We start from the raw sequence: 12,916 nt of genomic DNA, 5'->3' as shown, positions 1-12,916 counted from the left end.
AGATTGCTATCGCGAGCAGGCTCGCTCCCACAGGGTTCCGAGCCAGACGCCGTAGTTTCAATGTGGGAGCGAGCCTGCTCGCGAAGAGGCCTTAATAGTCACCACATATCCATAACCTGCCCGCTATAGTTGGCAAGCCCGTCTCCGCCACGGATAATGCCCAGTTTTTCCACCCGCGCATCCAGGCGCCGCCGCGCTTGCGGTCGAAAGAGAGCCCCATGAAAGACACCATTCGTCAGCTGATCCAACAAGCCATCACCCAACTCGTCAACGAAGGTGTGTTGCCTGAAGGCCTGTCGCCGGCGATCCAGGTGGAAAACTCCCGAGACAAGAAGAACGGCGATTTCGCCAGCAATATCGCGATGATGCTCGCCAAACCGGCCGGCATGAAGCCGCGCGACCTGGCCGAAAAAATCATCGCCGCGCTGCCGGCTGACGAGAACGTCACCAAGACCGAAATCGCCGGCCCAGGCTTCCTGAATTTTTTCCAGAACACGCAAGCCCTGGCCGCTCGCCTGGACGCCGCACTGGCCGACGAACACATCGGCGTGCGCAAGGCCGGCCCGGCCCAGCGTACCGTGGTCGACCTGTCCGCCCCCAACCTCGCCAAAGAAATGCACGTCGGCCATTTGCGCTCGACCATCATTGGCGATGGCGTAGCCCGCGTACTGGAGTTTCTCGGCGACACCGTGATCCGTCAGAACCACGTCGGCGACTGGGGCACCCAGTTCGGCATGCTGATGGCTTATCTCCAGGAAAACCCGATCACCAGTGACGAGCTGTCGGACCTGGAAAACTTCTACCGTGCGGCCAAGCAACGCTTCGACGAATCCGAAGAGTTCGCCGACCGTGCCCGTGGTCTGGTGGTCAAGCTGCAAGCCGGCGACCCGGACTGCCTGGCGCTGTGGACCAAGTTCAAGGACATCTCGCTGTCCCACTGCCAGAAAATCTACGAGCTGTTGAACGTCAAGCTGACCATGGCCGACGTGATGGGTGAAAGCGCCTACAACGACGACCTGATCAACGTGGTCAACGACCTGAAGGCCGCCGGCATGCTGGTCGAAAGCAATGGCGCCCAGTGCGTGTTCCTCGACGAGTTCAAGAATGCCGATGGCGACCCGCTGCCGGTGATCATCGTCAAGGCCGACGGTGGCTACCTCTACGCGACTACCGACCTGGCTGCCGTGCGCTATCGCAGCAACGTACTGAAAGCCGATCGCGCGCTGTATTTTGTCGATCAGCGCCAGGCCCTGCACTTCCAGCAGGTGTTCGCCGTGGCCCGCAAGGCAGGCTTCGTGACGCACCCGATGGAAATGGAACACATGGGTTTTGGCACCATGAACGGCGCTGACGGCCGTCCGTTCAAGACCCGTGATGGCGGCACCGTGAAGCTGATCGACCTGCTGATCGAAGCCCAGGAGCGCGCCTACACGCTGGTCAAGGACAAGAATCCCGAGCTGGCTGAAGCCGAGCTGCGCAACATCGCCAAGGTCGTGGGCATAGGCGCGGTCAAATACGCCGACCTGTCCAAGCACCGCACCAGCGATTACAGCTTCAACTTCGATCTGATGCTGAATTTCGAAGGCAACACTGCGCCGTATCTGCTGTACGCCTACACCCGTGTGGCCGGCGTGTTCCGCAAACTCGGCAAGGATTTCAGCGAAGTCGAAGGCCAGATCGTTCTGGAAGCGGCGCACGAGCACGAGCTGGCTGCCAAACTGGCGCAGTTCGGTGAAGTCCTGAACAACGTTTCCGACAAAGGCACGCCGCACATTCTGTGCACGTACCTGTACGATGTGGCGGGCTTGTTCTCCAGCTTCTACGAGAACTGCCCGATCCTCAGCGCCGACACCCCGGCGCAAATGCAGAGCCGCCTGCGCCTCGCCGCGCTGACCGGCCGCACTCTCAAGCAAGGCCTGGAACTCTTGGGTCTGGAAACACTGGAGCGTATGTAAGTTGGCTGCCAAGAAAAAACCTGCACCCAAGCGTGGCGCCAGCCGTTATCAAGCTCCTGCAAAGCAACCGATTCCGGGTTGGCTGTGGATGGCCATCGGCCTGACGGTCGGCGCGTTCATCGTGTTTCTGATGAAGCTGGAGCCCGGCAAGGGCAGCGAAAGCGTCAAGCGCGAGAAGATCGAGCAGCAGAAAGCCACCAAGATCGCCGAGGCCAACAAGACCCCGCCGAGCCCGACCCAACCGGTGAAGCCGAAGTACGACTTCTACACGTTGCTGCCGGAATCGGAAGTCATCGTGCCGCCGGATGCTGTCCCGGAGAAAACCCTGCCAACGCCACAAGTGCCAGCGATTCCGACGACGCCAGTGACGCCTGAGCAAGCAGCGAAGATCGACACGGCGCGGGCACAGGCAGCACTGGCCGGGATCACTCCGCCGCCTGCGCCTCCGGTCTCCAAGGCGGCACCGGTGACCAAGTTCTTCCTGCAGGCCGGTTCGTTCCGCAAGGAAGCTGACGCGGACAAGGTTCGGGCGCAGATCATCCTGCTGGGTCAGGCCGTAGCAGTTGAGTCAGGCACGGTGAAGGACGAGACCTGGTACCGCGTATTGGTCGGGCCGTTCAGCAACCGCGAACAGCTGACCACCGCTCAGAAACAACTGGCGGGCAGCGGGTTTAGCAATTTGTTGTTACAACAACGCCAGAGCCGCTGAATCCGACTCGAAAACAACAAGCTCTTGTGGCGAGGGAGCTTGCTCCCGCTGGGCTGCGAAGCAGCCCCAAAACCAGCGAAGGCATTGAATCAGACAGACCGTATTCGCCGGATTTACGACTGCTTCGCAGCCGAGCGGGAGCAAGCTCCCTCGCCACAGGGATTGAACTGCACACACCGTTGCAACTGACGCACCACTCGTCTCCTCTCCCACCCCGCAGTTGAAAAACCCGTCACCACCCCCATATGAGTTTGCATAAGGCATTTTCGCCCCGCTGCGTGGAGACTCTCCCTTGACCACCATCGTTTCAGTTCGCCGCCACGGCAAAGTCGTCATGGGCGGCGACGGCCAGGTTTCTCTCGGCAATACCGTGATGAAAGGCAACGCGAAGAAAGTTCGCCGCCTGTACCACGGTCAGGTTATCGCCGGTTTTGCCGGGGCCACGGCTGACGCTTTCACCCTCTTCGAGCGTTTTGAAGGCCAGCTTGAAAAACATCAGGGCCACCTGGTTCGCGCCGCCGTTGAACTCGCCAAAGAATGGCGCACTGATCGCTCCCTCAGCCGCCTCGAAGCCATGCTCGCGGTCGCCAACAAAGACGCTTCCCTGATCATTACCGGCAATGGTGATGTAGTCGAACCCGAAGGAGGTTTGATCGCCATGGGTTCAGGAGGTGGTTACGCCCAGGCCGCCGCCAGCGCGCTGATGAAGAAAACCGATCTGTCGGCCCGGGAAATCGTCGAAACCGCCTTGGGTATCGCCGGCGACATCTGTGTATTCACCAACCACACCCTGACCATTGAGGAGCAGGACTGCGCCGAGTAAGCCTGTTGAGGCCTTTGTGCCACGGCTCATTCTTGCTTGAGGTCCGCCAAATACTATGTCCATGACTCCCCGTGAAATCGTCCACGAACTCAATCGCCATATCATCGGCCAGGACGATGCCAAACGCGCCGTCGCCATCGCGCTGCGTAACCGCTGGCGCCGGATGCAGCTGCCTGAAGAGCTGCGCGTTGAAGTGACCCCGAAGAACATCCTGATGATCGGCCCGACCGGTGTCGGTAAAACCGAGATCGCCCGCCGTCTGGCCAAACTTGCCAATGCGCCGTTCATCAAAGTCGAAGCAACCAAATTCACCGAGGTCGGCTATGTCGGCCGCGACGTTGAATCGATCATCCGTGACCTGGCAGATGCGGCCATCAAGCTGCTGCGCGAACAGGAAATGACCAAGGTGCGCCATCGCGCCGAAGACGCTGCCGAAGACCGCATTCTTGATGCCCTGCTGCCTCCGGCACGCGCGGGCTTCAACAGCGATGACACGGCACCGTCGGCCGACTCCAACACGCGCCAGCTGTTCCGCAAGCGTCTGCGCGAAGGTCAGCTGGATGACAAGGAAATCGAAATCGAAGTCGCCGAAGTGGCCGGCGTCGATATTTCCGCGCCGCCAGGCATGGAAGAAATGACCAACCAGTTGCAGAGCCTGTTTGCCAACATGGGCAAAGGCAAAAAGAAAAGCCGCAAGCTCAAGGTCAAGGAAGCGCTGAAGCTGGTCCGCGATGAAGAGGCCGGTCGACTGGTCAACGAAGAAGAGTTGAAGGCCAAGGCGCTGGAAGCGGTCGAACAGCACGGCATCGTGTTCATCGACGAAATCGACAAGGTCGCCAAGCGCGGCAATTCCGGCGGTGTAGACGTGTCCCGTGAAGGCGTGCAGCGTGACTTGCTGCCGCTGATCGAAGGCTGCACCGTCAACACCAAGCTGGGCATGGTCAAGACCGACCATATCCTGTTCATCGCATCCGGCGCGTTCCACCTGAGCAAGCCAAGCGATCTGGTACCTGAACTGCAAGGTCGACTGCCGATCCGTGTCGAACTGAAGGCGCTGACGCCTGAAGACTTCGAGCGCATCCTCAGCGAACCCCATGCATCGCTGACCGAGCAATATTGTGCCCTGCTGAAAACCGAAGGGCTGGGCATCGAGTTCCAGCCGGACGGCATCAAGCGCATTGCCGAGATTGCCTGGCAGGTCAACGAAAAGACCGAGAACATCGGTGCCCGTCGTTTGCACACGTTGCTTGAGCGCCTGCTTGAAGAGGTGTCGTTCAGTGCCGGCGACCTGGCCAGCACTCATGACGGCAAGGTGATCCTGATCGACGCGGAATACGTCAACAGCCACTTGGGCGAATTGGCGCAGAACGAAGACCTGTCCCGTTATATCCTGTAGGTCAAATTCTGTGTAAGCGGGCTTCTGTGGCGAGGGAGCTTGCTCCCGCTGGGTCGCGAAGCGGCCCCAAAGCCGGCGAATGCGGTTGATCAGATGAACCGCATCGCGCGGGTTTTACGACTGCTGCGCAGCCGAGCGGGAGCAAGCTCCCTCGCCACTGGATCACCTGCCGACACAGGGCCTTCATCAAGACGGACGACCGGCCCCATGACGACCCAGATCCCCATCGACATCAAACTCCACAAAGCCTCGAAAACCCTGTCGCTGAAATACGCGTCCGGGGAGGAACATCACCTGCCCGCCGAGTTCCTGCGCGTGCACTCTCCTTCCGCCGAGGTCCAGGGCCACGGCAAACCTATCCTGCAATTTGGCAAGATCAGCGTAGGACTGACCAAGGTAGATCCCGCCGGTCAGTACGCACTGAAATTGACCTTCGACGACGGACACGACAGCGGCCTGTTCACCTGGGAATATCTGTACCAGTTGGGTGTGCGTCAGGAGGAACTCTGGAGCGATTATCTTGCTGAGCTTAAAGCGGCAGGAAAAACCCGCGACCCGAACGAATCCATCGTCAAGCTGATGCTCTAGCCCGCGCCTCTTGCTCATTAGTGGGCATTTTCTAATTTCATCTGTTTGAATGCTCCGCTTCAGGGCCGACGATTGGCCCGCTTGCGAAAAAAATTAAACTCGGGTAACCAATGGAGCTGGCAAGTTCCCTGCAGTGCTCTCTGCATAAAAAGCAGTGGTGCAGATTATCGGTCACCCGAGCAGTAGTACCTGACGCGTGCTGTGCGACTGAACAGCGGAACAGGTACTCGTCTCAGGACAATGGAGCGTCGTAGATGAGTAACAAGAATAACGATGACCTGAAATCTCAGGCCTCGGAAAATACCTTGGGGCTGAATCCTGTCGTTGGACTGCGTGGAAAGGATCTACTGGCGTCTGCTCGAATGGTGCTCAGGCAGGCCATCAAACAACCGATTCACAGTGCCAAGCACGTCGCCCATTTCGGCCTTGAGCTCAAGAACGTTTTGTTTGGCAAATCCGAGTTGCAACCGGGTGGCGATGACCGTCGTTTTCACGATCCGGCCTGGAGCCAGAACCCGCTCTACAAACGCTACCTGCAAACCTACCTGGCGTGGCGCAAGGAACTCCACGACTGGATTGACGACAGTAACCTCGCGCCCAAGGACGTCGCCCGAGGTCATTTCGTGATCAATCTCATGACCGAAGCCATGGCCCCGACCAACAGTGCGGCTAACCCGGCGGCGGTCAAACGTTTCTTCGAAACCGGCGGCAAGAGCCTGCTCGACGGACTCTCGCATCTGGCCAAGGACATGGTGCACAACGGCGGCATGCCGAGCCAGGTCAACATGGGTGCTTTCGAGGTGGGCAAGAGCCTGGGCGTAACGGAAGGCGCAGTCGTGTTTCGCAACGACGTGTTGGAGCTGATCCAGTACCGGCCAATTACCGAGCAAGTGCATGAGCGCCCGCTGTTGGTGGTGCCGCCGCAGATCAACAAGTTCTACGTATTCGACCTGAGTCCGGACAAGAGCCTGGCGCGTTTCTGCCTGCGCAACAATGTGCAGACCTTCATCGTCAGTTGGCGTAACCCGACCAAGGAACAGCGCGAGTGGGGCCTGTCGACCTACATCGAAGCCTTGAAGGAAGCCGTAGACGTGGTCACCGCGATCACCGGCAGCAAAGACATAAACATGCTGGGCGCTTGCTCCGGCGGCATTACCTGCACCGCGCTGCTGGGCCATTACGCGGCGATCGGCGAGAAGAAGGTCAATGCACTGACGCTGCTGGTCAGCGTGCTGGACACCACCCTGGACAGCGACGTGGCCCTGTTCGTCGACGAGCAGACCCTCGAGGCCGCCAAGCGTCACTCCTACCAAGCCGGGGTGCTGGAAGGCCGCGACATGGCGAAGGTCTTCGCCTGGATGCGTCCCAACGATCTGATCTGGAACTACTGGGTGAACAACTACCTGCTGGGCAACGAGCCGCCGGTGTTCGACATCCTGTTCTGGAATAACGACACCACTCGATTGCCAGCCGCGTTCCACGGCGACCTGATCGAGATGTTCAAAAGTAATCCACTGATCCGCCCCAATGCACTGGAAGTGTGCGGTACGCCGATCGACCTGAAGCAGGTCACTGCCGACATCTTCTCGCTGGCCGGCACCAACGATCACATCACGCCGTGGAAGTCCTGCTACAAGTCGGCGCAACTGTTTGGCGGCAAGGTCGAGTTCGTACTGTCGAGCAGCGGCCACATCCAAAGCATTCTGAACCCGCCGGGTAATCCAAAGTCACGTTACATGACCAGTGTCGACATGGCCGCCAACGCCGAGCAGTGGCAAGAAAACTCTACCAAGCACACCGATTCCTGGTGGTTGCACTGGCAGGCGTGGCAGGCGGAGCGCTCGGGCAAGCTGAAGAAATCCCCGACCGCTCTGGGAAACAAAACCTATGTCGCGGGTGAAGCTGCACCGGGCACTTATGTACATGAGCGGTAACTGACACACCCCACACTTCGGTAGGAGTTGCCGCAGGCTGCGATCTTTTGATGTTGCTTCTTGAGATCAAAAGATCGCAGCCTGCGGCAGCTCCTACAGGGTTTGGGGATGAATTCACCCACAGGGCCTGAAGCATGCCGCAACCGTTCGTTTTTCGTACCGTCGACCTGGATGGCCAGACCCTCCGGACCGCGGTACGCCCCGGCAAGCCTCACTTGACGCCCTTGCTGATTTTCAACGGCATCGGCGCCAACCTGGAGCTGGTGTTTCCGTTTGTCGCGGCGCTGGACCCGGACCTGGAAGTCATTGCTTTCGACGTTCCGGGGGTCGGTGGTTCGTCGACGCCCAACCGGCCGTATCGCTTTCCGGGTCTGGCGAAACTCACGGCGCGAATGCTCGACTACCTCGATTACGGGAAAGTCAACGTGATTGGCGTGTCCTGGGGGGGCGCCCTCGCCCAGCAGTTCGCCTACGACTATCCCGAGCGTTGTAAAAAACTCGTGCTGGCGGCGACAGCGGCCGGGGCGGTCATGGTGCCGGGCAAACCGAAAGTGCTGTGGATGATGGCCAGTCCCCGACGCTACATTCAGCCTTCTCACGTGATTCGTATTGCGCCGATGATCTATGGCGGCTCTTTCCGTCGCGACCCAACACTGGCGGCCAGCCATGCGGCGAAGGTGCGGTCGGCTGGCAAGCTTGGTTACTACTGGCAGCTGTTCGCCGGCCTTGGCTGGACCAGCATTCATTGGCTGCACAAGATCCATCAGCCGACGCTGGTATTGGCCGGTGATGATGATCCGCTGATCCCGTTGATCAACATGCGCTTGCTGGCATGGCGAATTCCCAACGCTCAGTTGCACGTCATCGATGACGGGCATCTGTTCCTCATTACCCGGGCCGAAGCGGTGGCCCCGATCATTATGAAATTCCTCGAGGAAGAACGGCAGCGCGCGGTGATGCACCCGCACCCGGCGCCATTGGGCGGTTAAGCCTCCCCATCGTCGGTCGGCAGGACGCCGCACCGCGCAACAACCCGTTGCAGCGTCTATGGTGTTCTGGTTCGGTAAGTTTGTTTTTGGCCTGAAGACGAAGGAGTGTTGAGTCATGCGCGACAAACCAGTGAGGGATTCCTTACCCACTCCCGCCGCGTTCATCAACGCACAGAGTGCGATTACCGGCCTGCGTGGCCGTGATCTGTTTTCGACCTTGCGCAGCGTGGCTGCCCATGGCTTGCGCAATCCCGTGCACAGCGCCCGACACGCCTTGAAACTCGGCGGTCAACTGGGCCGCGTGTTGCTGGGGGAGACCTTGCACCCCACCAACCCGCAGGACAATCGGTTTGCCGATCCGGCGTGGAGCCTCAACCCTTTTTACCGCCGCAGTCTGCAGGCTTACCTGAGCTGGCAGAAACAGGTCAAAAGCTGGATCGACGAGAGCAACATGAGCCCGGATGATCGCGCTCGCGCGCACTTCGCGTTCGCCTTGCTCAACGACGCTGTGGCGCCCTCCAACAGCTTGCTCAATCCGCTGGCCATCAAGGAAATTTTCAACTCCGGCGGCAACAGCCTCGTGCGCGGGGCCAGCCACCTGATTGACGATTTCCTGCACAACGACGGCCTGCCAAGGCAAGTCACCAAACAAGCTTTCGAAGTCGGTAAAACCGTCGCCACCACCACCGGCTCCGTGGTGTTTCGCAATGACATGCTGGAGCTGATCCAGTACAAGCCGATGAGCGAAAAACAGTATTCCAAACCCCTGCTGGTGGTGCCGCCCCAGATCAACAAGTACTACATTTTTGACCTGAGCCCGAGTAACAGCTTCGTCCAGTTCGCCCTGAAAAACGGTTTGCAGACGTTCATGATCAGCTGGCGCAATCCTGATGTGCGACATCGCGAATGGGGCCTGTCGTCCTACGTTGAAGCCGTGGAAGAAGCCATGAACGTGTGCCGGGCAATCACCGGCGCCCGGGAGGTCAACCTGATGGGCGCCTGCGCTGGCGGGCTGACCATCGCCGCGCTGCAGGGTCATTTGCAGGCCAAACGACAACTGCGGCGCGTCTCCAGCGCGACGTACCTGGTGAGCCTGCTCGACAGTCAGATGGACTCGCCAGCCACCCTGTTCGCCGACGAGCAGACGCTGGAAGCGGCCAAGCGCCGCTCCTATCAGAAAGGTGTGCTGGACGGGCGCGACATGGCAAAGGTATTCGCCTGGATGCGCCCCAACGATTTGATCTGGAGCTACTTCGTCAACAATTACCTGTTGGGCAAAGAGCCGCCAGCGTTCGACATCCTCTATTGGAACAACGACAACACACGGCTGCCGGCAGCGTTGCACGGTGATCTGCTGGATTTCTTCAAACACAATCCACTGAGTCACCCAGGCGGTCTTGAAGTGTGCGGTACGCCGATAGACCTGCAAAAAGTCACGGTCGACAGCTTCAGCGTGGCCGGTATCAACGACCACATCACGCCCTGGGACGCGGTGTATCGCTCAACCCTGTTGTTAGGTGGCGACCGGCGTTTCGTACTGTCCAACAGCGGCCATGTGCAAAGCATCCTGAACCCGCCGAGCAACCCGAAAGCCAACTACATCGAAGGCGCCAAACTGAGCAGCGACCCACGCGCCTGGTATTACGACGCCAAACAAGTCGACGGTAGCTGGTGGACCCAATGGCTGAGCTGGATTCAGGAACGGTCAGGCGCGCAAAAAGAAACTCACATGGCGCTTGGCAACCAGAACTATCCACCGATGGAGGCAGCACCTGGCACCTATGTGCGCGTGCGCTGACGCTCAACGAACCATTAAGAAGACTGGATGAAAACCCGCGACCGGATTCTCGAATGTGCTTTGCAGTTGTTCAATCAGAAGGGCGAACCAAACGTTTCCACGATGGAAGTGGCCAACGAAATGGGCATCAGCCCTGGCAACCTCTACTACCATTTTCACGGCAAGGAACCGCTCATCCTAGGGTTGTTCGAGCGCTTTCAAGCCGAGCTGGCACCGCTGCTCGATCCACCTGCGGATGTGGAACTGGCGCCGGAGGATTACTGGCTGTTCCTGCACCTGATCGTCGAGCGGCTGGCGCATTACCGGTTTCTGTTCCAGGACCTGTCGAACCTTGCCGGACGCTTGCCGAAACTCGCCAAAGGCATCCGCAACCTGCTCAACGCGCTGAAGCGCACGCTGGCTTCGTTGTTGGCACGCTTGAAGGCTCAGGGTCAGTTGGTCAGTGATACCCAGGCGTTGGGGCAACTGGTGGAGCAGATCACCATGACGCTGCTGTTCTCACTGGACTATCAGCGAATTCTGGATCGCGAGGGTGAAGTGAAGCTGGTGGTTTATCAGATCATGATGCTGGTGGCACCGCATTTGTTGCCACCGATCAAGGCTGCAACGGAGCACATGGCGATGCAGTACCTCGAAGAACACGAATAACCCTGTCACTGGATAAACATATTTCACTGTAGGAGTGAGCCTGCTCGCGATGGCGTCGGGCCAGTCAAATATCAATGTTGAATGACACACCGCAATCGCGAGCAGGCTCACTCCTACAGGGGATCTGCGGTGACTCTTAAACTGTATTCGCAAACTAAAACGCCCGACCTTTGCAGGCCGGGCGTTTTTTTGAGCCCTGAGAATCAGGACTGACTGGTTGGCGTCGATGGAGCTGGCGCGACAGTCGGGGTGGCAGCAGGGGTCGGCGCGGCAGCAGAGTTTGATGTGCTGGCCGCAGGTGCCGGGGTTGCCGGTTTGGCGGCAGCCACTGCTGGTTTTGGTGCTGTAGCTTTCGGTGCCGCCGGTTTTTTCACTGCTGGCTTTTTGGCTGCGGCAGGTTTTGCCGCTGGCTTGGCTGCAGGTTTGGCTGCTGCCGTTTTCGCTGCAGGCTTGGCCGCAGGTTTAGCAGCCGGTTTGGTGGCAGGTTTGGCGGCGGCTTTTGCGGCGACCGGTTTGGCCGCGGCCTTGGCCACTGCTTTGGCTGCCGGTTTTGCGGCAGCGGTTTTAGCGGCGACTTTGGCGGCTGGTTTGGCCACTGCTTTGGCAGCTGCCTTGACCAGTGGCTTGGCAGCCGTTTTGACCGCAGGTTTAGCCGCTGCCGTTTTAGCTGCAGGTTTTGCCGCTGCGGTTTTCGTCGCAACAGGCGCAACCTTGGCACCGGTGAGTCTTTCGATCTGCTTGGTCAGGGTATCGACCTTGCTGTGCAGGGCTTTGACTTCATTGCGGCTTGGAACGCCCAAGCGCGAAATGGCACTGTTCAGGCGCTTGTCAAAAGCACCTTCCAGCTCGTCCCACTTGCCCAGCGCACGATCTTTAACACCGGTAATGCGCGACTTGGCCGAGGTAGCGGAGTCCTTGGCAGCGTCGACTTTCTTGCCGACTGCATTCTTGGTGAGCTTCTCGGCTTTCTCGCCGTCTTTGACCAATGTATCGAAGAGCTTGCCGCCGTCATTGTCGATCTTCGAGTACACGCCTAAACCAGCCAGCCAGATTTTGCGGGAGTAGTCTTCGACTTTCCCGATCCACGAGCTGCCTTCTTTTTCGGTGTTCTTTTTACCAGCCATCCCGTTCTCCTTAAGATTTACGCGCGACGCGTTCGAGCAATGCCGTCAACTCATCGAGCTTAGCAGACAGCGTCTCAACGTCATGTTTAGACGGAATGCCGATACGATTCAAGGCACTTGCGACACGCGAGTCAAAAGCCTTCTCGACTTTGTCGAGTTGAACTTCGACCTTGCCTTTGAAAGTGCTGACTTCGCTCTTCGCGTCTTCAATCTCGGTGTTAGCTGCTTCAAGTTTCTCAGCAACTACCTTTTTGCCTTTCTTTTCAACAGTTTGACCTTCTTTGATCAACTCCTGAAAGTACTCGCTGCCTTCTTGCCCGACCTTGGTGTAGGCACCCAGGCCTGCCAGCCAGATCTTGCGGGCATAGGATTTGACATCGCCCAGAGCAGTGGTCGTAACGTCGATTTTTTTCTTCAAAATAACTTTGGCCATGGTGCACCTCACGCGCAGAAGGTTTGAGGAACTGCCCGCGAAAGCGTCGGGCTCAGGCACAAAGTAGTGAGATTAATTAGAAACGGCACCCTAACAACTGACATAAATCTTTGACTTCACAAAGGACAATTGTGGGAGCCAGCCTGCTGGCGATAGCGATTTATCCTTCACATCAATGTTGACTGGTAAACCGCAATCGCCAGCAGGCTGGCTCCCACATTGGATGTGGTTCTACTCCAAATCACACCAACGCTTTATCCAGAGCCTTCTCGATTTCCGATTTGATCGTGCCGCTCATGGCCGACATCAGTATGCCCAGCTCCACATCCACCTTGATCGAATCCTCACCGACCTGCACCGTGCCTTTCACGCCCGAGCGTTTTAGGTTCAGGGTGTCGCCGGACCATTGCGGCTCCAGGCCATATTGGTCGGACAGTTTCTGCGCCAGCTTTTCAGCCTTCTCGCGGGCCGCTTCCTTACCCAGGCCGTGGGCACGTTCAACACTAATACGGGCCATCG

At 58.6% G+C, this 12,916-nt stretch carries 12 protein-coding genes; 9 read left to right on the top strand and 3 right to left on the bottom strand.

What is annotated here, in order from left to right:
• The first annotated feature begins 218 nt into the window (after window positions 1–218).
• The 9 genes from argS (at window position 219) to ACA063_RS01760 (ending at window position 10,840) form a co-directional block, all read left to right on the top strand.
• Window positions 219–1,955 (top strand): arginine--tRNA ligase, encoded by a 1,737-nt coding sequence (gene argS, locus ACA063_RS01800; RefSeq protein WP_497664556.1) that lies wholly within the window; start codon window positions 219–221, stop codon window positions 1,953–1,955.
• A 1-nt stretch (window position 1,956) separates the two neighbouring features.
• Complete coding sequence (locus ACA063_RS01795) at window positions 1,957–2,664, top strand: SPOR domain-containing protein (RefSeq protein ID WP_008149545.1); 708 nt, start codon at window positions 1,957–1,959, stop codon at window positions 2,662–2,664.
• Between the two features lie 292 nt (window positions 2,665–2,956).
• The gene (hslV, locus tag ACA063_RS01790; RefSeq protein WP_162440024.1) at window positions 2,957–3,487 is read left to right on the top strand and encodes an ATP-dependent protease subunit HslV; all 531 of its coding nucleotides are present in this window, start codon (window positions 2,957–2,959) and stop codon (window positions 3,485–3,487) included.
• A gap of 55 nt (window positions 3,488–3,542) precedes the next feature.
• The gene (gene hslU, locus ACA063_RS01785; RefSeq protein ID WP_497664555.1) at window positions 3,543–4,883 is read left to right on the top strand and encodes an ATP-dependent protease ATPase subunit HslU; all 1,341 of its coding nucleotides are present in this window, start codon (window positions 3,543–3,545) and stop codon (window positions 4,881–4,883) included.
• Window positions 4,884–5,090: 207 nt separating this feature from the next.
• Complete coding sequence (locus ACA063_RS01780; protein WP_497664554.1) at window positions 5,091–5,471, top strand: gamma-butyrobetaine hydroxylase family protein; 381 nt, start codon at window positions 5,091–5,093, stop codon at window positions 5,469–5,471.
• 254 nt (window positions 5,472–5,725) lie between these two features.
• Window positions 5,726–7,405, top strand: a complete 1,680-nt coding sequence (phaC, locus tag ACA063_RS01775) for a class II poly(R)-hydroxyalkanoic acid synthase (RefSeq protein ID WP_497664553.1) — start codon at window positions 5,726–5,728, stop codon at window positions 7,403–7,405.
• A 134-nt stretch (window positions 7,406–7,539) separates the two neighbouring features.
• Complete coding sequence (phaZ, locus tag ACA063_RS01770; protein WP_497664552.1) at window positions 7,540–8,394, top strand: poly(3-hydroxyalkanoate) depolymerase; 855 nt, start codon at window positions 7,540–7,542, stop codon at window positions 8,392–8,394.
• A gap of 115 nt (window positions 8,395–8,509) precedes the next feature.
• Complete coding sequence (phaC, locus tag ACA063_RS01765) at window positions 8,510–10,192, top strand: class II poly(R)-hydroxyalkanoic acid synthase (protein ID WP_497664551.1); 1,683 nt, start codon at window positions 8,510–8,512, stop codon at window positions 10,190–10,192.
• A gap of 27 nt (window positions 10,193–10,219) precedes the next feature.
• Window positions 10,220–10,840 (top strand): TetR/AcrR family transcriptional regulator, encoded by a 621-nt coding sequence (locus ACA063_RS01760; RefSeq protein ID WP_162440018.1) that lies wholly within the window; start codon window positions 10,220–10,222, stop codon window positions 10,838–10,840.
• A gap of 203 nt (window positions 10,841–11,043) precedes the next feature.
• On the opposite strand, the gene ACA063_RS01755 is transcribed toward ACA063_RS01760, so the two are convergent.
• The 3 genes from ACA063_RS01755 to ACA063_RS01745 all read right to left on the bottom strand — a co-directional run bounded on the left by ACA063_RS01755 (window position 11,044) and on the right by ACA063_RS01745 (window position 12,914).
• On the bottom strand, window positions 11,044–11,964 hold the full coding sequence (locus tag ACA063_RS01755) for a phasin family protein (protein ID WP_497664550.1): 921 nt from the start codon (window positions 11,962–11,964) through the stop codon (window positions 11,044–11,046).
• Window positions 11,965–11,974: 10 nt separating this feature from the next.
• A complete protein-coding gene (locus tag ACA063_RS01750; protein ID WP_497664549.1) occupies window positions 11,975–12,397 on the bottom strand; it encodes a phasin family protein in 423 nt (140 codons plus the stop codon).
• 241 nt (window positions 12,398–12,638) lie between these two features.
• Window positions 12,639–12,914 carry a polyhydroxyalkanoic acid system family protein gene (locus ACA063_RS01745; RefSeq protein ID WP_497664548.1) on the bottom strand — a complete coding sequence of 92 codons (276 nt, stop codon included), beginning with the start codon at window positions 12,912–12,914 and terminating at the stop codon, window positions 12,639–12,641.
• Window positions 12,915–12,916 lie beyond the last annotated feature (2 nt).

Source organism: Pseudomonas sp. LBUM1643 (assembly GCF_059716215.1).
The sequence above is the reverse complement of the archived record's forward strand: the minus strand, read 5'-3'. Positions and strand labels throughout refer to the sequence as shown.

Coding starts and splice junctions, on each gene's coding strand:
- phaC (WP_497664553.1), top strand. CDS start 5,726: ATGAGTAACAAGAATAACGATGACCTGAAATCTCAGGCCTCGGAAAAT.
- phaC (WP_497664551.1), top strand. CDS start 8,510: ATGCGCGACAAACCAGTGAGGGATTCCTTACCCACTCCCGCCGCGTTC.
- ACA063_RS01745 (WP_497664548.1), bottom strand. CDS start 12,914: ATGGCCCGTATTAGTGTTGAACGTGCCCACGGCCTGGGTAAGGAAGCG.
- ACA063_RS01755 (WP_497664550.1), bottom strand. CDS start 11,964: ATGGCTGGTAAAAAGAACACCGAAAAAGAAGGCAGCTCGTGGATCGGG.
- hslU (WP_497664555.1), top strand. CDS start 3,543: ATGTCCATGACTCCCCGTGAAATCGTCCACGAACTCAATCGCCATATC.
- ACA063_RS01750 (WP_497664549.1), bottom strand. CDS start 12,397: ATGGCCAAAGTTATTTTGAAGAAAAAAATCGACGTTACGACCACTGCT.
- argS (WP_497664556.1), top strand. CDS start 219: ATGAAAGACACCATTCGTCAGCTGATCCAACAAGCCATCACCCAACTC.
- ACA063_RS01760 (WP_162440018.1), top strand. CDS start 10,220: ATGAAAACCCGCGACCGGATTCTCGAATGTGCTTTGCAGTTGTTCAAT.
- phaZ (WP_497664552.1), top strand. CDS start 7,540: ATGCCGCAACCGTTCGTTTTTCGTACCGTCGACCTGGATGGCCAGACC.
- ACA063_RS01780 (WP_497664554.1), top strand. CDS start 5,091: ATGACGACCCAGATCCCCATCGACATCAAACTCCACAAAGCCTCGAAA.